This is a genomic window from Chryseobacterium sp. OSA05B, assembly GCF_019970065.1.
Taxonomy (GTDB): Bacteria; Bacteroidota; Bacteroidia; order Flavobacteriales; family Weeksellaceae; genus Chryseobacterium.
In genome coordinates, this window is the sequence record NZ_JAHXYH010000001.1 from 1,441,131 (window position 1) to 1,461,843 (window position 20,713).

The following is a 20,713-nucleotide window of genomic DNA, read 5'->3' on the forward strand; positions in this document are numbered from 1 at the left end:
TTATTTTGGATCTAAGGCTTTTTCAATTCGGAACGCAAGATCTTCATAGTGGTATTGGTTAACCGTATTGGTATCTGCTTTTGCCGAAAGTTCTTTTTTAATCATGATCAGGTTTCCTCTTACAATGGATGAAACATCAGATTTATCAGGATTTTTTGCATCAACAAGTTTAATCAGGTTATCCACATAATTTCTCTGAAGGTTTCTTCCGTATACATCAGGGTTCGCTTTTTTTACAATGGAATTATTCAGGTCTGAGAACAGATCAACCAGAGTATACGTATTCTGATCGACAGCTTCCATCTGATACATATTCTGTAAAACAATCGGGCTTAAAATTCTGGCAAGAACGCCATTCTGAATTTCTTCAATAGTTTTCACCGGTGTTTTTCCAGTCTTCTCAAAAACTTCTTTTTTGATCAGCCACTGTGGCGTAGTGAAAACATTTTCCTGAAGAAACTTCATCGCTTCCTGCTGATCTTTTTTAGCTACAGCTTCATACACCGGACCAGACTGCTCAGCGGTTTTAGGAGTTTCCATCTGTCCACCGATATATTTTGAAACATGACCTGCATATCTTCTGAACTGCCCGGTTACCTGATCATACATCATTCCAAGATTTTCGTAATCTTCATTCGGAGTTGCCGTCCACTTTTCAAGATTGTCTACTATTCTCTTAAGGTTTTTGATTCCGTAAGTTCCTGCAACCATAGCATTGTCTCCCACTTGCTCACTCTGAGATCTCGGATCAAGAGGATTGGATTCTGTTCCGAACCAAAGTCTTTCATTTTTTAAATTTTTGATCACCCATTTATTCAGATATTCTTTTTCTGAATCCGGCGTGTTGTACTGATAAAATCTTTTGTAGCCCCACTCAATGGCCCAGTCATCATAATCTCCGATTCTCGGCATAATTCCTGAATCCCCGATGTTATCTTCCGGTTGAGCCACATAATTAAATCTTGCATAATCCATGATTGATGGCGTGTGACCATTCTTCTCAAGCCATTTTTTATCTCTCAGTTTTTCAACAGGTACGGTAGAACTTGAACCGAAGTTATGTCTTAACCCTAAAGTATGTCCTACTTCATGAGAAGAAACAAAACGGATCAGCTCGCCCATCAGTTTATCATCAAACTTAATTTTTCGTGCTCTTTCATCATTGGGTGCAGCCTGCACAAAATACCAGTTTCTGAGAAGCATCATGACATTATGATACCAGTTGATATGGCTTTCCAGAATTTCTCCCGTTCTGGGATCTGAGATCGAAGGTCCGGAAGCATTCGGTACATCTGAAGGTTTATAAACAATGGCAGAGAATCTTGCATCTTCAAGGCTCCATTCGGTATCCACTTTTGAATCCGGGACTTTTGCATAAATGGCATTTTTGAAACCTGCTTTTTCAAAAGCTTTCTTCCAGTCGTCCACTCCCTGAATCAAATAAGGAACCCATTTTTTAGGTGTCGCCGGATCAATATAGAATACAATAGGTTTTGCCGGTTCTACCAACTCTCCTCTTTTGTATTTTTCAAGATCCTGAGGTTTTGGCTCCAGTCTCCATCTTTTAACTAGAGAAATCTTTTTTACGCCCTGAGGATCAAGATCAAAATCTGTATAGCCTACTGTAAAATAGCCCACTCTCGGATCAAAATATCTTGCCTGCATTTTATTTTCCGGAAGGAGAACAAACGAGGCATTGATCTCTACCGTATAATTTCCGCTTATTTTCGGGGTGTTTGCAGGAGTAGCTCCCGGCAATGGTCTTCCCAAAGTACGTGCGAAAGTTTTGGTGGTATTGATTTCGATATTATTCGGGAACGATTTTACAAAGTTTACAAATGACATATCTTTCTGGAAAGCTCCGACTTTGAAGGCATCTTTATAATTTACAGAGAAAGAAACCGTTTCGTTATCAGAGTTCAGAAGATCCGTGACATCAATGACTGAAGACTTTTTACTGTCTCCATACGTTTTTACATCAAAAGATTTGATGATAGGCTGTACGTTATTTCTGATCACAGAATTATACATATCCGAGGTGGAATCTTTTGCATAATCTACAAAAGAAATAGCTCTCAGAAGGATTTTATCTTGGGGACCTTTTTCAAAAGCCACTACCTGCTGGCCGATCTGATCTCCCGCATATCCGGTACTTCCGGAACGCATGCCGGCAGCAGCTTTTGTAAGTCTTGTTACTAAAAGAAATTCCTTTTTCAGCATTCTGTCAGGAATTTCGAAGTAATATTTATCTTCCAATTTATGAACCGTGAAAACACCCTGATCTGAAACCGCCTTATCTGTAATCACCTCTTTGTAAGGTTTAATCACCGGCTTTTTCTTAAGATCGTCTTTTTTTACTTTTGCGGTATCTGTTTTTACCGCTGTAGAATCTTTTTCCTGCCCTTTCAGTTCGTTCTGACTCAACATCAAAACCAATACAATGAATGCAGCACCCAGGTTTTTCACTCTTTTCATTTAAATTTTCAGATTAATATATTCAAATGTAAGTATTTATTTTTTGATTAGTAATGCTATATTCTCCACGTGGTGCGTTTGCGGGAACATATCTACCGGTAGTATTTTCACAAGGGTATAATGTTCTTTCATCAAAGCCAGATCTCTTGCCTGCGTCGCTGAGTTACAGCTTACATACACTACTTTTTCCGGTGCCAGTTTCAGGATCTGCTCCACTACTTTCTGGTGCATTCCGTCTCTTGGCGGGTCGGTAATCAGAACATCAGCTTTCGGATGGTTTTCCAGGAATTCGTCGTTAAAGACATTTTTCATATCTCCACAATAGAATGTGGTGTTGGTAAGACCATTTAATTCAGCATGTTCAATGGCAGCATCTATGGCCTCCTGAACCGATTCTATCCCAATGACATGTTTCGCATTTCTGGCTACGTACTGAGCAATAGTTCCTGTTCCTGTGTAAAGGTCATACACGACTTCATCTCCTTTTAAATCTGCAAACTCAAGGGTTTTTCTGTAAAGCTCCAACGCCTGCTTATAGTTGGTCTGGAAGAATGATTTCGGTCCTATTTTAAATTTAAGTCCATCCATCTCTTCCATCAGGAATCCTTCTCCGAAATAGATTTTAACATCTAAATCATAAATGGAATCATTCTGCTTTGGATTGATGGCATAGACCAATGTTTTGATCTGCGGGAATTTTTCAAGTAAAAACTGGAAAAGTTTTTCTCTGTTTTCCTTTTCTTCTCTGTACAGCTGGAATAGGACCATCCACTCGCCTTTAGAGTTTTGTCTCATCATCAGCGTTCTCAGAAATCCTTCCTGATTTTTAACATCAAAGAAATCCAGGCCGTTGTCTACCCCGAATTTTTTCACAGCCAGACGGATTGCATTGGATGGCTCTTCCTGAAGGAAACATTCTTTAAGATCCAGGATCTTGCTCCACATTCCCGGAATATGGAAACCAAGAGCATCTTTACTTCCAAAATTCTCTTCAGAGCTTATTTCGTATTGAGTCAGCCATCTCGCGTTTGAGAAAGAGAACTCCATTTTATTTCTGTAGAAATACTGTTCTTCAGCACCTAAAATCGGCACGGTTTCAAAGTCCTCAATACCCCCGATTCTTTTAATATTATTGTATACTTCTTCCTGTTTGAAATCAAGCTGTTTTTCATAGCTCATATTCTGCCATTTGCATCCTCCGCATGTACCGAAATGAATACATTTAGCTTCTACTCTGTATGGAGAAGGCTCCACTACTTCCACGGTTTCCGCTTCGTAATATTTGGACTTGGATTTCTTTACTCTGGCATTCACTACGTCTCCGGGAACGGCTCCCGAGATCAGCACTGTTTTTCCTTCTTCTGTTCTTCCTATCGCAATGCCTTTCGCCCCTGCCCCGAACACCTTAATATTTTCAAGAATAATATCTTTCTTCTTTCTCATCCGTAAACTCAATTTCTTTAACGCACGAACGAAACTCTCCAGTTTCACCCGTGACCTTTATTTTCTATTTTTCTAATATTCCCGGAAAATATCCGGTTTCAATCTGCAAAAATACAATAAAAAAAAACCTTATCCGAAGATAAGGTTTCCATCTATATTAAAGTTTATTATTTTGTAGGAGCGGGCTGTGGATTTACAGGCTGACCTGAAGGATCCACCATCATTCCCGGCTGCATCTGCATAGGCTGCTGTTGCTCTACTTTCGGTGCAGAAAGACCCGTAAGTTTATCAAGAATTGTTACTACCTCCTGCTCCCCTAAGTTCACAAAAGATCTGCTGGCGATCTTACCGTCTTTATCCACTACGATGAAGCAAGGTAATTTAAATCCGTAAACACCATATTTTTTAGCGATATCAGATTCCAGACCTTTTTCTCCGTATACATTCGTTCCAGGAATTCCTTTTAATAATGCACTGCTTGTTTTTACAAACTGATCTTTAGTATCATCTACGTTGACAAAAACAAAGTTCATTTTAGATTTGTAGAAATTCACTACTTCTTTTAATACAGGCACGGTAGCTTCGCTGATATAAGGATTCCAAGATGCGTAGAAGAACAACATGTATGGTTTTCCTTTGTTTTCAGAAAGCTGGTAAGATTTACCGTCTGCTTTTACCAGCGAACCTTCAGGAGCAACTTCTCCTACTTTAAGTCCGTTGATAGCAATCTGCATTTTACCTAAGTCAGCTTTGATACCACCATCAGTAATATCTGTATCGATGATTTTTTTGATTTTCTCTGTATTTTTTGCAGGGGCACCCGGATGAATATCCTGAGCTACCACAAATGCTAAAAGATAGTCTTTAGCTGTCTGCGAGATGTCTTTTTTGTCTTTCAGGAACTGTGCGAACACTTCAGAAGTGATGATATCTGTTTTTCCTTTCGTTTTAGCTTCAGCAAATTTCTGGAAGTCCGGACTCATTTTCACAAGAAGATACTGTCTGTATAATGGAATTGTTTTTACCATTAAGTCTTTGTTCTCTTCTAGTTTAGTTTCATAATCCTTGAAAGCTTTTGACACTTTAAATGAAGGATTTCCTGACATCTGACGCTGCGCCATTTCATAATTGGCCAAAAGGTTCAGAATAGTTACTTTCACATCATTCTTTTTCCACTCCAGCATTCCTTTGCCAGGGTTGTTTTTCTTAGCAAGCTCATCCACATTCTTGTTGATATCAGCTTCGATTTTCTGCGCTCCTTTTAAGAACGTTTTTTCGTCACCTGACATTAACTGCTGGATGTTGATTTTACTTCCGTACTCCCCTAAAAACTTTTGGCTCGCCTGAAGGAAATCATTATTTTTCTTAGCGTCTCCTGTAACTACGAATTCATTTGGAAAGGTCATTGAGTTTCCAGAAATGTTTAACTTCTGTCCGCCTTCAAGATAAATCAGATTCTGTCTTCCTGCATAGTTGATCACATACATTCCGTCTTTAGGAGCATCAAAGCTTCCTGCAAAGTTTCCATTTTTATCTAAACCTATATTAACAAGTGGAAGTGTTGCTACACCAGAAGCTTCAACAAATTCAATTCTTTCGAGTGGTGAACTTCCGGCAATTTTTCCTTTTACTTCAACTTTTTTTGAACAAGACATCACAAATGCTGTGATGATAAACAATAAAAGATATTTTTTCATTTCAATTTTAATATTACACAAAAATACGTTTTTTACGGCTTGTTGATTAACACTATTTATTTTTTTTGAAAATTTTATGAAATCCTATGGAGAGGGCCGTTGAGACCATTTTACCCGCTTAGATTTTTACTTGTAGATAAAAATCTATGGGTGAGAATTCTTCCTCTTTTCTTAAATAGTGTTCACCAAATATAGACTTATTAAATAAAGAATGTCTTATCTGCTCAACAACTTAACAAATTTTAACAACTAAAAGCATAGTATAAAAAAAATCGCCTTCATAATGAAGACGATTTTTATATATATTTCGAATAGATTCTATCCGTTATCTACCATAGCAGCCATATATTCTCTGTTCATTCTGGCGATGTTTTCAAGAGAAATTCCTTTCGGACATTCAATCTCACAAGCTCCTGTATTTGAACAGTTTCCGAATCCTTCTTCGTCCATAGCTTTCACCATGTTCAGAACTCTTCGCTTTGCTTCTACTCTACCCTGAGGAAGTAAGGCGAACTGAGAAACTTTAGCTCCAACGAATAGCATAGCGGATCCGTTTTTACACGTTGCCACACAAGCACCACATCCGATACATGCTGCAGCATCCATTGCTTTATCTGCATCTTCTTTAGGAACCGGAATTGCATTAGCATCTAAAGTATTACCGGAAGTGTTCACCGAAATGAAACCACCTGCAGCCATTACTCTGTCGAATGCGCTTCTGTCTACCATTAAGTCTTTAATAACCGGGAAAGCAGCACTTCTCCAAGGCTCAATAACGATGGTTTCACCGTCTTTGAACATTCTCATGTGAAGCTGACAAGTCGTGATACCAGTATCCGGACCGTGAGCTCTACCATTGATGTAAAGAGAACACATCCCGCAGATTCCTTCACGACAATCGTGGTCGAAAGCGATAGGTTCTTTTCCCTCGTTAATAATATTCTCGTTCAAAATATCCAACATTTCCAGGAAAGAAGAATCTGTAGAAACATCCGATATTTTGTAGGTCTCAAACTGACCTTTAGTTTTGCTATTTTTTTGTCTCCAAATTTTTAGGGTAAGATGAAGGCCTTTTTTTGCACTCATAATTATTTATTTATAGGTTGGAGATTATTTGTAACTTCTTGCTTTAACTTCAATGTTTTCGTAGATCAGATCTTCTTTATGCAGAACTTCAGTGGTGATATCATCTGTCTGATATTCCCAAGCGCCTACATATTTGAAGTTAACATCATCTCTTTCAGCTTCACCTTCAGGAGTAGCATGATCTTCTCTGAAGTGTCCTCCACAAGATTCGTTTCTGTGTAATGCATCGATTGCCATTAATTGTCCTAGCTCGATAAAATCTGCAACTCTGAACGCTTTTTCAAGCTCAGTGTTCATTCCATCTGCATCCCCAGGAACTTTCACATCGCTCCAGAATTCTTTTTTCACCTGTGCGATTTCATCGATAGCTTCTTTTAATCCTTCAGGAGTTCTTCCCATTCCTACCTTATTCCACATGATGTGTCCTAATTTTTTGTGGAAATAATCTACTGAATGAGTTCCTTTATTATTTAAGAAGAAATTTACTTTGTCTTTAATATCTTTTTCAGCCTGATCGAATTCACCGGAAGTCGTAGGAATTGTTCCTGTTCTGATGTCTGCAGAAAGATAATCAGCAATCGTGTAAGGAAGTACGAAATATCCGTCTGCCAAACCTTGCATCAAAGCAGAAGCTCCCAATCTGTTAGCTCCGTGATCTGAGAAGTTAGCTTCACCGATGACGAAACATCCAGGGATTGTAGACTGTAAGTTATAATCAACCCAAACACCACCCATTGTGTAGTGTACTGCAGGATAGATCTTCATTGGCGTTTTGTAAGGATCATCGGCTGTAATTTTTTCGTACATTACGAATAAGTTACCGTATTTCTCCTCAATCCAGGCTTTTCCTAAATCATAGATCTGCTGATCTGTAGGATTGTGAATATGTTTTTCGATAGCGGCTTCTTTACCTTTTTTGATGATTTCTGTAGAGAAATCTAAGTAAACACCTTCTTTAGTATCATTATTCTCGATTCCGAAACCAGCATCACATCTTTCTTTACCAGCTCTGGACGCAACGTCTCTAGGCACTAAGTTTCCGAATGCAGGATATCTTCTTTCCAGATAATAATCTCTATCTTCTTCTTTAATATTTTCAGGTCTTAATTTACCTTCTCTGATGGCTACAGAATCTTCAATTTTCTTAGGAACCCAAATTCTCCCTGAGTTTCTAAGAGATTCAGACATCAAAGTCAGTTTAGACTGCTGTGTTCCGTGAACCGGAATACAAGTCGGGTGAATCTGTACATAACAAGGGTTGGCGAAGTACGCTCCTTTTTTGTGGATTTTCCAAGCCGCAGAAACGTTTGATCCCATTGCATTGGTAGAAAGGAAATATACGTTTCCGTAACCTCCGGATGCAATAACAACCGCGTGAGCAGAATGTCTTTCAATCTCTCCCGTTACAAGGTTTCTTGCGATGATTCCTCTTGCTTTTCCGTCTACAATGACCAACTCCATCATTTCATGACGGTTGTACATTTTAATTCTACCTTTACCGATCTGACGGCTCATTGAAGAATATGCCCCTAGCAATAACTGCTGTCCTGTCTGTCCTTTTGCGTAGAATGTTCTTTTTACCTGAACCCCACCAAATGAACGGTTATCTAACTGACCGCCGTAATCTCTTCCGAAAGGGACTCCCTGAGAAACACACTGGTCGATAATATTGGCAGAAACTTCAGCCAGTCTGTAAACGTTAGCCTCTCTTGCTCTGTAGTCACCACCTTTGATGGTGTCATAAAATAATCTGTATGTAGAGTCACCGTCTCCCTGATAATTTTTAGCAGCGTTGATACCTCCTTGTGCAGCAATCGAGTGTGCTCTTCTTGGAGAATCCTGATAGCAGAATGCTTTTACGTTATATCCCTGCTCAGCTAATGTAGCTGCAGCAGAACCTCCTGCCAAACCTGTACCTACAACAATAATATCAATCTTATCTCTGTTGTTTGGTGCAACAAGGTTCATATGGTCTTTATGATGCTTCCATTTATCCTTTAAAGGACCAGCCGGAATTTTTGAATCTAATTTACTCATATTGGTATATTGATATTATTGAGTTACGAAGTGAAAAATTGCAATAAAAATAAAACCTGCAGGAATAAGGATGGAATACCATTTTCCAAAAGCTTTAATTACCGGAGTATATTTCGGATGTCTTGCACCAATAGACTGGAACGAAGATTGGAAACCGTGAGCCAAATGCAGTCCAAGCAAAACAAAAGAGATCACATATAGTGCTACTCTCCAAAGGTCTGCAAACTTCTCATGTAACTCCGGCCAGAAACGTTCCGCATCGGGAGCAACTCCTTCCACATACTTGTAGTTGATCTCATGAAGCCAGAAATCATATAAGTGAAGCGCCAGGAAAGCCAAAACAACAGCCCCTGAAATAATCATATTTCTGGACATCCATGAAGAGTTCACAGAAGGGTTGTTTGAAGCGTACTTTATCGGACGCGCTTTATTGTTCTTAATTTCCAGTACAAATCCCATGATGAAATGGAAAAGAACCGCAAAACCAAGAACAGGCTGCATTAAGAACTGCACAAAAGGATTATAGCCCATAAAATCTGATGCTGTATTGAATGCATCACGATTCAGGACTGATAACAAATTGGTCGTCAAATGCAGTATAAGAAAGATCAGCAAAAACATAGCTGATAATGCCATCGCATATTTTCTACCTATCGTAGAACTCGTTAAACCTGCCATATAAGTTTAAATTTGAATTTCCCACAAAATTAAGAAATGTTAACAATATCGGGAAGTGAGAAATCTCACAATTAGCCAGTTTGTAATCTTTCTAAATAAGAATCTAAGGCATTGTGTGAGGATAAAATGCAAAATACCATTTATTATTTTAAATCGTATATTTTGCCATTAAAAACCACTTTTTGAGCTGCTTTTGGAAAAGTCTTAATTTCCATGTTGCGGATGCGTCTTGAAGCGCAATAAGGAACTGCTATAAAACCCGTTAACTTCTTTTCATCTGAATTTTCAACCGTCCAGAAACAGACTTTGTTTCCGGTCTTTACAGACAATACTTTAGTTTTATTAAAATCATGAATCAGGAGCTCATTCTTCCTGTTTTCAAAAATAGTAAAGGTGGTTCTGATGATAAAAAAGAGGAGAACAATTTTTACAAGTTTCATCGAATTTTTAAAATTAATTTGTAAAAGCAGTGGCCTCATCCAATAAATCAGGGTGAATAAAGTCAAAACCTCAACAATATTCATCGGTATATTGGAAAAAAACAGCAGATCCGATTCCGCAAACCAGTGAATCAGCTTTAGTAAAATCTGAATTGAACCATCATAAATGGTATTGATTAAGCTAAAATCTATTCGCAGTCCAATAAGAATGGTTATCAGAAATGAAAATACAATAATCAACTCCGAAAACGGGACAATCAAAATATTGGCGGGAACAGAAACCAAAGAAAACTGATGAAAATAATAGAGAACCAGCGGAAGCGTCGCGAGTTGAGCAGAAAGCGATATGGTCACCGCATTGAAGAAAAGCTTTTTTAAATATCCGTCCTGCTTAGGGAAATATTTCAAAAGCGGCTGATTCAACCAATAGATTCCCAAAACAGCCAGAAAGCTAAGCTGAAAACCAACATCAAAAATTTGCTGTGTATCTGCAACCAAAATAATCATTGCCGACAATGACAGTGAGTGAAGCAAGTCCGGTTTTCTCTGCAAAAGCACATAAATGAAATAAACCGTCAGCATAATACAGGAACGCATCACTGAGTTCCCAAACCCAATAAATGCGGCAAAAAGCCAGATGAATGAAATACTAGAAATGATCGCATATTTTCTGAACCTTAACGGACTGAACCGGGTTAAAAGAAAGTAGAATATTCCAAAAATGACTACGATATGCGTTCCTGAAATCGCAAGCAAATGAACCATTCCGGATCTGTTAAAATCCTGCACGGTTTCGGGATCTGTTTCCGTTCTGTCGGCCAGGATAATTCCTTTTAAAAACTCTCTGGTCCTGGATGACATCTCCGTGTGATCGATCTTTTGTACTATTGTAAACCGGTGCTGCTGAACCCTTTCATTCAAAGTCAGATCATCTCTTTTGGCGGATGAAATTCCTTTTGAAAGATAGCATTGATATTCAATTTTTTTTCTCTTTAAATATCGGGCATAATCAAACTGAAAATCATACTTCGGCGTCTTTGGCTTTGAAAGATAAGCGTCTGCTTTGTAATAATGCTCAAAATTAAGCTCCTCCTTTTTTTTCGGGAGATACAGGACCGCATTAAAATTTTGTTTTTCCGTAAAAACTAAAGCTTCATATTTTTTATTTTTCTCTGTCGAATTTAATTTCTTTGATATCTTAAAGGTGATCATCCCATTTTTAGAAACTGAAGAATGATCAGATGAGAAAGCACTGAAAAAATGAAGAATAATTCCCGCGCCGAAAAACATCAATCCCAGAAGAAAAGCTCTTGTTTTGTGCAGAAAGTAAGAATGAAAAAGAAATAAAAGGAAGATCAGCAGACATACTGCACACACGGCATAAATCGACTTATTATCCAATACCAATTGATCCTGAAAAATAATTCCCAGAATAAAACACAGGGTCAGAATGAGAAGCGGCTGTTTATTCAAATCATGTTATGCTTGATGATCAAAAAATATTAATTTATTTGATTCGCTGATAACACGGATTTTGCAGAATTTCAGGCCTGCCATTCTTCTGAATGAACAACACAGGGCTTGATTATTTACTATGAAATCCTATTTAGGCAAAAAAAGAAAGCCGCCTTTATGAGACAGCTTTTGTATTTGAAAATGATCTTTAGGAACAGACCCGTTTTAATTAAAATTTTAAATGGAATATCTTCTCAGAAGCAATAAATTCCACTTTGAAAGAATTGAGCTTATTTCGCTTTTAAAAACCTGTCCGTCAATCTTTTGGTTTCTTTAATATAAAACCACGGATCTCTTCCATAGTCTTCATATTTGAAATTGCCCATCTTTTTAGGAATTGCAGGTTCTATCTGAGTTCCTTCATGCCATTCATTAAAGGAAGTAATGCCTATAAAATCCGGATGGATTTTTGCAGCTGCCTCAAACATTTTCTCATAATATTTCCCGTTTTCCCTGCTCTTGAAATTGGCTTCATTCCACGGTCTTATCCTTGTATCAGAATATCCCGGTCCCACACACGGAATAAAAATAAGTTTGTGATCTTTTGCATATTGGGAAAGATAGGTCCAGTTGGAGGTTGTGCTCCCGAAAACAAAGCCTTCGCTGGCAAAATAAGTGTAGAATCCGTCAAATCCGGAGGTTTCAAAAAACTTCGAATGTTCTTTTTCAACCCATAATCCGATATAAAGCCCATCCAGTTCAGTATTCCGGACTGTTTTCTCACCTTTTTCAGACAATAGTTTTGTCCATTCTTCAGGAGAGATTTTATAACTGTCATATACGTAATACAAAGGCTTTCCGTCTTTCTTATAAAAAGCATGATGATGAGAATAAGTCTTCACAAGATAGGCAAGCTGATCTCTAAGTTCTGAAATATTTTTATAGAAGGGCTCTATGTGAAAAGCAACCTTGAGATCCAACTGATCAGCGATATCCAGATATTTTGAGATGCTTTTATCCACAAAAGAATCTTTTCCGAGCCAGCTTAGTACCACAACACCCACACCGGAATCCTTGATCATTTTCATGTGTTTTTTAATGATTTCCGGATCATTGGAACTGTAATTCCCCAACTCCGGATAGAAGTTGGCTCCAATATCATCTCCTCCTTTATAATGGCCTAAGTTGTTCCACTTCGGATTGCTCCAGTGCGGCAGAATATCATGATTCCAGTGGTCATACTTTCCGTCTACGGCAGGGTTTGCATACCAGCCATAGTAGAAAATCTGGATCTGTTCGCGGGATTGAGTCTTTTGGGCAAAACTTTTCAGGGAAATCCCTGTAAGCAGGATCAATATAAGTAAGCTTTTAAAATTCATTTGAATAAAAATTTAAATCGGCAAAACCCTTCAGCATTAAATCAATTGGAACTCTGTCCTAAACACTTAAAATCACATCAGCAGCTTTCTCGCTGGCTCCTTTTCCACCGAGTTTTTCTCTTAAAAGGCTGTAATCTGCCAGCACCTGGTTTCTTTTTTCTCCTTCTATCATTTTACCCAGTTCTTCCACCAGATTTTTAGTATTCAGATCAGTCTGGATCAGCTCTTTTACGACTTCCCGATCCATAATAAGATTAACAAGAGAAATATATTTGATGTTTTTCACCAACCTCTTGGCAATGGCGTAAGAAATTTTGCTTCCGCGATAGCATACTACTTCCGGAACATTCAGTAAAGCAGTTTCCAAAGTTGCCGTTCCCGAAGTAACAAGCGCAGCTTTTGAGCATCTCAGCAAATCATAGGTCATGTTCGACACAAAATGAACATTGTCATCCACATATTTCTGATAAAATTCTTTCGGAAGACTTGGTGCACCGGCAATGACAAACTGGTAATTTTTAAAATGAGGTCTTACGGAAAGCATAATTTCAAGCATCTTTTCCACTTCCTGTTTTCTGGAACCGGGAAGAAGCGCTATGATTTCCTTTTCATTCAGTCCATTTTCCTTTTTGAATTCTTCGGTGCTGATTTCTTTTAAACTGGAAATCGCATCCAGCAAAGGATGGCCAACAAAATGGGAATGAACCCCATGTTTTTTATAAAAATCTTCTTCGAAAGGAAGGATGACCATCATTTCATCTACATATTTTTTAATGATTTCTACCCTGCCTTCTTTCCAGGCCCAAAGCTGTGGAGAAATATAATAGACTACTTTGATTCCCAATTCTTTTGCAAAACGGGCGATTCTTAAATTAAATCCGGGATAATCTATCAAAATTAAAACGTCCGGTTTATTATTCCTGATGTCTTCTTTACAGAACTTAATATTATTCAGAATCGTTCTCAAATTCATGGCCACTTCGAGAAATCCCATAAACGCAAGATCACGGTAATGTTTTACCAGAGTACCGCCCTGTGCTGTCATAAGATCTCCACCCCAGAATCTGATTTCCGCCTGCGGATCTTTCTGTAAAAGGGCTTTCATTAAATTGCTTCCATGCAGATCACCGGAGGCTTCTCCTGCAATAATGTAATATTTCATTTCTTCCGAAATCTTTTAATTTGTTTTTAAAACCATCACAAACCAGCCCTTATTTCACTTTACAGAATGATTTCGAATTATGGGAGGTTTCTATGGTAAGGATAGAGAACAAATTAAGGTTTACATGATCTTAATTTGTAAATTTGTCCAAAGATAATGATAAAAAATGTCAGAAGAATTTGAAATCCGAAATAAAGTTGCTGAAAGCGGCCTTGTAAATTTTGACTTATCCACTCTGATTCCTAAGGGGATAAGAAAAGGTATTGACCTTAAGGATTTTCTTTTCCAGGAAATGATCCTGAAGGAAAAAGACTTCAGGGAAAAAGTAGATGCTATAGATACTGAAGAATACAATGATGCTTACATCTATATATATAATTCAGTGGATACTATTGTTCCGCTGTGGGCTTATTTTGTGCTGACGGCCAAGCTTACTGATGTGGCGAAAAAAATTGTTTTCGGGAACCGTGAGGATCTGGAAGTGATCATCATGCATAATGTCATTCAGACGCATGATTTTGAAGATATGAGAGGCAAAAGAGTTCTGGTCAAAGGCTGCTCAGATAAAGAAATTCCTGAAAATGCTTACATAGAACTGGTAGAACAATTAAAACCCCTGGTAAAATCCTTAATGTTTGGCGAAGCCTGCTCCAATGTTCCTATTGTAAAGAATTAATATGAAGAAATATTTATCCGCCCTATTTCTATTCTTCATTTTTTTTGTGATTTACTATTCCGGGAGCTTTTCAAAAATCCCGTTTGGAGACTGTGTCGGGTTTGTCCTGGATGCTGAGAAAGGTAAACTGGCAACGATTGCTACGGCAACAACTCATTTTTTATACATTAATACCGTTATTTTACTTAAAAACATCACTGGTTTTAATGGCATCGAGGCCAGCCGTTTATTAATAGTTTCTTCAGGAGCCGCAACCGTTTCTATTGTTTATCTAACGGTTAAAAGCATTACAAAAACAGAATGGGCTTCCTTAACGGCAGCTTTTGTTTTTGGCTTCAGCTTCTCGTTCTGGCGAAATGCAGAAATTGTGGAAGTCTATACTTACAACACTTTATGGGTAAGCCTTTTTTTCTTTGCCATTATCAGGAGTTTTACAGAAAATAAAAAACAATATATCCTATGGGCAGGTATATTTTTAGGCATCAGCCTTTGGGTACATATCCAGAATATCTTACTGATTCCTGCGTTTTTGGTTTTCCTTTTCTATTTCAAGAGTGAAAAAAAATATTTCTACCCTTCACTGCTGGCATTCGGACTTCTGTTTGCCTCATTGTTTATCCTGAATGTAACTCAGGGACTGCCATTCAAATCACCTTACAGTTCGGATCAGGGAACATGGGTAGATGATTCTTTTAAAAAGACTTTTATTCAATATCTAAAAGATTTTATTCAGTCCTTGGCTTACCTTATCTATAATTTTAATGTATTTACTTTTTTCGGAGTGATGGGTGCGGTATTCCTGTACAAATCCAATCGGAAAATGTTCTTTGTTTTCCTTGCGGCATCTTTGTGTGTGTATGGCTTTTCTACGTTTTATGCAGTTTCGGATAATTATGTCTTCTTCCTTCCTTTCAACGTTATCTTTGCTTTGTCTGTCGGATACGGATTGGCTCATCCCAAATATGCTGCACTTAAAAAAGTTTCATGGATATGCCTGCTTATTCCATTAGGATATTTCATCGCTTATCAAAGTGTTTTGCAGACAGAAAAAGGAAAAACATTTCACAGCTTCAAAAAGTATAAGGGAGGACTGAATTACTATATGCTTCCCTGGATGAACGGCAACGAAGGTATTCTGGAGTTCACCATTTATCAAAAGACGGCCCCTGAACCCGTTAACTGGATGACAGTGAGTGCTGTAGAATACATTAAACTACTGAAAAGCAAAGGATATACAGAGGAGGAGATCAAAAAACTTTAACAATAATTGTGAGGTGAAAAGATTTTGTGAATCACATTTTTTGATAACTTTGATTTACTTAATACTTTAAAATAAACACAAACTATGAGTTTAATTGACCTACTTACAGGTAACACCAGCAACCAGGTTGCTGAGCAGGCAGAAAACAAATTCGGGATCAGCAGAAACCAGATCATCGCCTTATTGGCTGTAGCTGCCCCGTTGGTTATTTCTTACCTTAGAAATAAATCTCAGGATGCTAAAGAAGCAGAAGCTTTAAATAATGCTTTAGATAAAGACCACGACGGAAGTATTCTTGACGATGCATCACAGGCTGAAGCCAGACAAGATGAAGGAGGGTCAATCCTTGACCACGTTTTCGGAGGTCAGAAAAGTACTGTAGAAAACCAACTTTCTCAGAATACAGGAATCTCCATCGATAAGATCGGGCCTATTTTAGCGATGCTGGCTCCAGTGATCATGGGATATATCGGTAAAGAGAAACAGCAAAATAATGTAGGAGCAGGAGGTTTAGGAGATCTTTTGGGAGGAATTCTTGGAAATGCATCCAGCCAGGCTCAGACGCAGCAATCAAGTCCATTGAATGATATCTTAGGAAGTGTTTTAGGAAGCGGTCAGTCGCAATCCGGAGGAAACCCCCTTAATGATATTTTAGGAAGTGTACTTGGCGGTGGCGGAGGACAACAACAGCAACAAGGAGGTGGATTAGGAAGCATCCTTGGTAATATTTTAGGAGGAAAATAATTTAATTTTGTATATCAAAAAAGGCTGAAGATTGATCTTCAGCCTTTTTTATTTTTAGCTTTTTGCTTTAGTTTCAGAAGAACCAACGGATTTAGAAACCCTTCTAGGTCTTCTTTTACCATAACTTCCTGAGTTGATCTTTCCTCTTCTTGATTTTTTGTCTCCTTTTCCCATAATGATACATGTTTTGTTGATTGAATACTAAATTATGAAATATGGTTTACAACCAAAAATTCAGGCTGTTAAAATTTTTATAAAATCGAGACAAAAGGAAGGAAGCCTGAGGTTGGAAGATGGAAGTTATTGAAGTCAGAAACGGGAATTAAAAAAACAATTTTATTAATTTTTGCACCTGGAAATCCACGTAACTTCCAGGCCCCTCTTCTTTTTTGGTCACACTTTCACCGTTTTCCATTTTCCTTTTTTAAACAGAATAAAGGCAACAATCGTAATCAGAGTTTCTGCAGCCGGAATAGAGATAAATACTCCTTTAGGTCCCATTCCGAAATGTTTTGAAAGAAAATAAGCCAGCGGAATCTGAAACAGCCAGAACCCAAAGAAATTCACCCAAGTAGGTGTCCAGGTATCACCCGCTCCGTTAAATGCATTGATCAGCACCATCCCTATTCCATAGAAAATAAATCCTACACTCATAATATGCAGTGCATTTTTAGCAAACTGCTTGATATGGACTTCCTGTGTAAAAAATCCTACCAGAAAATCTCCAAGCAGGAAAAATATTAAGCTAACTGCCAGCATGAAGATCACATTATATTTTACAGTTTTCATGACCGACTGTTCTGCTCTCAGCATTTCATTGGCACCCATATTCTGGCCAACCAGCGTAGAAGCAGCATTACTCAATCCCCAGGCGGGAAGCATAAAGAACATCATCAACCTCAAAGCGGTCTGATATCCTGCAGAAGCATTTTCCCCTCCCGTAGTAGCCACCAGCTGCGCTAGAAAGATCCAGCTGCATGATGCAATCACAAACTGGAAAATTCCGGGTGTCGCTATTTTTACAATGGATTTTATCTGCTTGAAATCAGGAGTGAAATAAGGAAGTGCGATACGGATTTGAGTATCCGCAACCAAAAGATGGTATAGCTGATAGACCACTCCGACACTTCGACCAATTGTCGTTGCTAAAGCTGCTCCCGTAAGTCCCATAGCCGGAACAGGTCCGAAACCTTTGATCAGAACAGGACAGAGAATAATATTCACAATATTAGCAATCCAGAGAGATTTCATCGCAATGGCTGCATTTCCCGCTCCCCTGAAAATCCCGTTGATCAAAAATAAAAGCATAATAATGACACTGCTTCCCATCATAATCCTCGTGAAATCCTTCCCGTACGCTGCCGCTTCAGGCTTGGAACCCATCAAAATCAGAATTTCTTCTGCATAGATGACTCCCAATACACTCAGCAAAAAAGTAATGACAAATGAAACGAGTAAAACCTGCGCAGCACTTCTGGAAGCCTGCTCCGGATTTTTCTCCCCAATTCTCCGTGCCACCAAAGCTGTGGCCGCCATACTCATTCCTATCGCAATAGAATACATCACAGAAAGCACTGATTCCGTCAAGCCTACCGTCTGGATCGCATATCCGCTTTCTTTCAAATGTCCCACAAAGTACAGGTCTACCAATGCAAAAACGGATTCCATGGCCATTTCCAGCATCATAGGAACCGCCAGAAGAAGCACAGCGCTTCTGATCGTTATTTTGGTATAATCTACTTCTTCACCGCTGAAAGCTTTTTTCAAAAAATCTATATATCTTCTCATTTCCTCATCAATAATTATCTGATTATCAAAAATACAAATTCAATTCTTATAAAAATTTAGTTACTCATATCAAAAAAATAATTTAGATTTGTATATTCTTAAAATGAATCTTATGAAAAAAATAATCTCTACTGTTTTTATACTTACCATCTCGGCATCTGCCGGCATGCTTTCTGCTCAGTCACTTAGCTCAGCTCAGATGCAGGCTATTCAATCTGACAATGTTACTTCATTTAAAAAGAATTTTTCAAAAGCAGATTACAACAAATGCTTTGCTCTTAAAGATGAAATGTTCAGTGCATTGGGTTTCAGCTCTCTTTATGGTAGAAATAATATTGTAAAATATCTTCTTGAAAATAAGGCAGACGTAAACAAAGAGTGTAATAGTAAAACTCCGCTTTCATGGGCTAAATTGGGAAATAAAGAACAAACTGCCCAGCTACTGATACAAAAAGGCGCTACCAACAATTAAAAAGCCCTCAAATAATATATAAGACTTCCGAAAGGAAGTTTTTTTTGTTTACAGAACCTGCAAAAATCTTATCTTTGCATCCGGAAATTAGGGTTGAAAACTTCACGATCAGAAAGCTCAACCCTATATCTTAAACATTGAACCTTAAACAAATAATTATGTTTCGATCACACACGAACGGAGAATTATCTCTGAAAAATCTTAATGAAGAAGTTACACTTTCCGGATGGGTACAGACTATCCGTGATAAAGGATTTATGATTTGGATAGATCTTCGAGATCGTTACGGAATTACCCAACTGGTTTTTGACCAGGACCGTTCTTCTGCACAATTGATGGAAGAAGCTAAAAAGCTGGGTCGTGAATTCGTAATTCAGGTGACAGGAAAAGTAATCGAAAGAGTAAGCAAGAATCCTAATATTCCAACGGGGGAAATTGAAATCCTAGTTGAAAAACTGGCAGTTCTTAATGAATCCCAGCTTCCTCCTTTTACCATCGAAGATGAAACGGATGGCGGTGAAGAATTAAGAATGAAATACCGTTATCTGGATATCAGAAGAGCGCCTGTAAGAGATAAACTGATCTTCCGTCATAAAATGGCACAGAAGGTAAGAAACTATCTTTCAGACGAAGGATTTATCGAAGTGGAAACTCCTGTTTTAATTAAATCTACTCCGGAAGGCGCAAGAGACTTTGTGGTTCCGAGCAGAATGAATCCGGGACAGTTTTATGCCCTTCCACAATCGCCACAGACGTTCAAGCAGCTTCTGATGGTAGGTGGCATGGATAAATATTTCCAGATCGTAAAATGTTTCCGTGATGAAGATTTAAGAGCGGACAGACAGCCGGAATTTACACAAATTGACTGTGAGATGGCTTTCGTAGAGCAGGAAGACATTATGAATGTCTTTGAAGGCATGACGAAAACGCTGATCAAAGATATTACAGGACAGGAATTCGGAGCTTTCCCGAGAATGACTTTCGCTGATGCGATGAGAAAATACGGAAACGACAAACCGGATATCCGTTTCGGAATGGAGTTCGTGGAACTTAACGAGCTTGTAAAAGGAAAAGATTTCAAAATATTTGACGACGCTGAATTGGTAGTCGGGATTAATGTAAAAGGATGTGCTGATTATACCAGAAAGCAGATCGACGAATTGGTGGAATGGGTAAAACGTCCTCAGATCGGAGCATCAGGAATGGTTTGGGCTAAATTCCAGAATGACGGCGTGAAAACCTCATCTGTCAACAAATTCTACAACGAAGAAGATCTGGCCAAGATCATTGAAAAATTCGGAGCTAAAGAAGGCGACTTAATGCTGATCTTATCCGGAAACGAAAATAAGGTAAGAGCTCAGCTTTCTGCCTTAAGAATGGAACTTGGAAACCGTTTGGGACTGAGAAAAGGAGATGTATTTGCACCGCTTTGGGTGGTAGATTTCCCACTATTGGAATTTGATGAAGAAAGCGGACGTTACCACGCCATGCACCACCCTTTCACCTCTCCTAAACCTGAAGATATCCACTTACTGGAAACAGATCCGGGTAAAGCAAGAGCAAACGCTTATGATATGGTTCTTAACGGAAACGAGATCGGTGGAGGTTCTATCAGAATATTTGACAAAGATCTTCAGTCTAAAATGTTTGACCTTCTAGGATTTACCAAAGAGGAAGCAGAAGCTCAGTTTGGATTCCTGATGAATGCCTTTAAATACGGAGCACCGCCTCACGGTGGATTAGCTTTCGGATTTGACCGTTTGGTGGCTATTCTTGACGGAAACGAAGTGATCAGAGATTATATCGCATTCCCTAAGAATAATTCAGGGCGCGATGTAATGATCGATGCGCCGGCATCTATCGCTGATGCACAGCTGGACGAACTGGAAATACAATTGAACTTAAAAGCATAAACTGAAA

At 38.4% G+C, this 20,713-nt stretch carries 16 protein-coding genes; 5 read left to right on the forward strand and 11 right to left on the reverse strand.

All coding sequences use genetic code 11. From position 1 onward, the window contains the following. From LC419_RS06540 to lpxB, 9 genes are all read right to left on the reverse strand, one after another. Nucleotides 1-2,475: a zinc-dependent metalloprotease gene (locus LC419_RS06540; RefSeq protein WP_223606587.1), complete on the reverse strand. Its 2,475-nt coding sequence runs from the start codon at nt 2,473-2,475 to the stop codon at nt 1-3. Between the two features lie 36 nt (nt 2,476-2,511). Continuing rightward, entirely contained in the window at nt 2,512-3,918 is a 1,407-nt protein-coding gene (gene rlmD / locus LC419_RS06545; RefSeq protein WP_223606589.1) for a 23S rRNA (uracil(1939)-C(5))-methyltransferase RlmD, read from the reverse strand. Nucleotides 3,919-4,085: 167 nt separating this feature from the next. After that, nucleotides 4,086-5,615, reverse strand: a complete 1,530-nt coding sequence (locus tag LC419_RS06550; protein WP_223606591.1) for a TlpA disulfide reductase family protein — start codon at nt 5,613-5,615, stop codon at nt 4,086-4,088. A gap of 318 nt (nt 5,616-5,933) precedes the next feature. Beyond that, nucleotides 5,934-6,701: a succinate dehydrogenase/fumarate reductase iron-sulfur subunit gene (locus LC419_RS06555; RefSeq protein WP_034746785.1), complete on the reverse strand. Its 768-nt coding sequence runs from the start codon at nt 6,699-6,701 to the stop codon at nt 5,934-5,936. Between the two features lie 24 nt (nt 6,702-6,725). Beyond that, the gene (locus LC419_RS06560; protein WP_223606593.1) at nt 6,726-8,738 is read right to left on the reverse strand and encodes a fumarate reductase/succinate dehydrogenase flavoprotein subunit; all 2,013 of its coding nucleotides are present in this window, start codon (nt 8,736-8,738) and stop codon (nt 6,726-6,728) included. Between the two features lie 15 nt (nt 8,739-8,753). Further along, nucleotides 8,754-9,416 (reverse strand): succinate dehydrogenase cytochrome b subunit, encoded by a 663-nt coding sequence (locus LC419_RS06565; RefSeq protein WP_223606594.1) that lies wholly within the window; start codon nt 9,414-9,416, stop codon nt 8,754-8,756. 143 nt (nt 9,417-9,559) lie between these two features. Beyond that, the gene (locus tag LC419_RS06570; RefSeq protein WP_223606595.1) at nt 9,560-11,329 is read right to left on the reverse strand and encodes a ComEC/Rec2 family competence protein; all 1,770 of its coding nucleotides are present in this window, start codon (nt 11,327-11,329) and stop codon (nt 9,560-9,562) included. 272 nt (nt 11,330-11,601) lie between these two features. Continuing rightward, on the reverse strand, nt 11,602-12,690 hold the full coding sequence (locus LC419_RS06575) for a glycoside hydrolase family 99 protein (RefSeq protein ID WP_223606596.1): 1,089 nt from the start codon (nt 12,688-12,690) through the stop codon (nt 11,602-11,604). Nucleotides 12,691-12,748: 58 nt separating this feature from the next. Further along, nucleotides 12,749-13,852, reverse strand: coding sequence for a lipid-A-disaccharide synthase (gene lpxB, locus LC419_RS06580; protein WP_223606597.1), 1,104 nt, complete (start codon nt 13,850-13,852; stop codon nt 12,749-12,751). 166 nt (nt 13,853-14,018) lie between these two features. On the opposite strand from lpxB, the gene LC419_RS06585 reads away from it, so the two are divergent. The 3 genes from LC419_RS06585 (at nt 14,019) to LC419_RS06595 (ending at nt 16,533) form a co-directional block, all read left to right on the forward strand. After that, on the forward strand, nt 14,019-14,528 hold the full coding sequence (locus LC419_RS06585) for a DUF2480 family protein (RefSeq protein ID WP_223606598.1): 510 nt from the start codon (nt 14,019-14,021) through the stop codon (nt 14,526-14,528). A gap of 1 nt (nt 14,529) precedes the next feature. Beyond that, nucleotides 14,530-15,789 (forward strand): DUF2723 domain-containing protein, encoded by a 1,260-nt coding sequence (locus tag LC419_RS06590; RefSeq protein ID WP_223606599.1) that lies wholly within the window; start codon nt 14,530-14,532, stop codon nt 15,787-15,789. 84 nt (nt 15,790-15,873) lie between these two features. Then, nucleotides 15,874-16,533 (forward strand): DUF937 domain-containing protein, encoded by a 660-nt coding sequence (locus LC419_RS06595; RefSeq protein WP_223606600.1) that lies wholly within the window; start codon nt 15,874-15,876, stop codon nt 16,531-16,533. A gap of 54 nt (nt 16,534-16,587) precedes the next feature. On the opposite strand, the gene LC419_RS06600 is transcribed toward LC419_RS06595, so the two are convergent. Together LC419_RS06600 and LC419_RS06605 are read right to left on the reverse strand one after the other, a co-directional pair. Beyond that, nucleotides 16,588-16,707 (reverse strand): 30S ribosomal protein THX, encoded by a 120-nt coding sequence (locus LC419_RS06600; RefSeq protein ID WP_223606601.1) that lies wholly within the window; start codon nt 16,705-16,707, stop codon nt 16,588-16,590. Nucleotides 16,708-16,926: 219 nt separating this feature from the next. Beyond that, a complete protein-coding gene (locus tag LC419_RS06605) occupies nt 16,927-18,321 on the reverse strand; it encodes an MATE family efflux transporter (RefSeq protein WP_223606602.1) in 1,395 nt (464 codons plus the stop codon). Between the two features lie 112 nt (nt 18,322-18,433). Between LC419_RS06605 and LC419_RS06610 the strand changes: the two genes are divergently transcribed. Then, nucleotides 18,434-18,793, forward strand: coding sequence for an ankyrin repeat domain-containing protein (locus LC419_RS06610; RefSeq protein ID WP_223606603.1), 360 nt, complete (start codon nt 18,434-18,436; stop codon nt 18,791-18,793). Between the two features lie 158 nt (nt 18,794-18,951). After that, complete coding sequence (gene aspS, locus LC419_RS06615) at nt 18,952-20,706, forward strand: aspartate--tRNA ligase (RefSeq protein ID WP_223606604.1); 1,755 nt, start codon at nt 18,952-18,954, stop codon at nt 20,704-20,706. Nucleotides 20,707-20,713: the final 7 nt, after the last annotated feature.

Excerpts from the sequence above, each read along its gene's own strand:
- LC419_RS06560 (WP_223606593.1), bottom strand. The coding sequence starts at position 8,738 with ATGAGTAAATTAGATTCAAAAATTCCGGCTGGTCCTTTAAAGGATAAA.
- rlmD (WP_223606589.1), bottom strand. The coding sequence starts at position 3,918 with ATGAGAAAGAAGAAAGATATTATTCTTGAAAATATTAAGGTGTTCGGG.
- LC419_RS06575 (WP_223606596.1), bottom strand. The coding sequence starts at position 12,690 with ATGAATTTTAAAAGCTTACTTATATTGATCCTGCTTACAGGGATTTCC.
- aspS (WP_223606604.1), top strand. The coding sequence starts at position 18,952 with ATGTTTCGATCACACACGAACGGAGAATTATCTCTGAAAAATCTTAAT.
- LC419_RS06595 (WP_223606600.1), top strand. The coding sequence starts at position 15,874 with ATGAGTTTAATTGACCTACTTACAGGTAACACCAGCAACCAGGTTGCT.
- LC419_RS06605 (WP_223606602.1), bottom strand. The coding sequence starts at position 18,321 with ATGAGAAGATATATAGATTTTTTGAAAAAAGCTTTCAGCGGTGAAGAA.
- LC419_RS06590 (WP_223606599.1), top strand. The coding sequence starts at position 14,530 with ATGAAGAAATATTTATCCGCCCTATTTCTATTCTTCATTTTTTTTGTG.
- LC419_RS06540 (WP_223606587.1), bottom strand. The coding sequence starts at position 2,475 with ATGAAAAGAGTGAAAAACCTGGGTGCTGCATTCATTGTATTGGTTTTG.
- lpxB (WP_223606597.1), bottom strand. The coding sequence starts at position 13,852 with ATGAAATATTACATTATTGCAGGAGAAGCCTCCGGTGATCTGCATGGA.
- LC419_RS06550 (WP_223606591.1), bottom strand. The coding sequence starts at position 5,615 with ATGAAAAAATATCTTTTATTGTTTATCATCACAGCATTTGTGATGTCT.
- LC419_RS06565 (WP_223606594.1), bottom strand. The coding sequence starts at position 9,416 with ATGGCAGGTTTAACGAGTTCTACGATAGGTAGAAAATATGCGATGGCA.
- LC419_RS06555 (WP_034746785.1), bottom strand. The coding sequence starts at position 6,701 with ATGAGTGCAAAAAAAGGCCTTCATCTTACCCTAAAAATTTGGAGACAA.
- LC419_RS06600 (WP_223606601.1), bottom strand. The coding sequence starts at position 16,707 with ATGGGAAAAGGAGACAAAAAATCAAGAAGAGGAAAGATCAACTCAGGA.
- LC419_RS06610 (WP_223606603.1), top strand. The coding sequence starts at position 18,434 with ATGAAAAAAATAATCTCTACTGTTTTTATACTTACCATCTCGGCATCT.
- LC419_RS06585 (WP_223606598.1), top strand. The coding sequence starts at position 14,019 with ATGTCAGAAGAATTTGAAATCCGAAATAAAGTTGCTGAAAGCGGCCTT.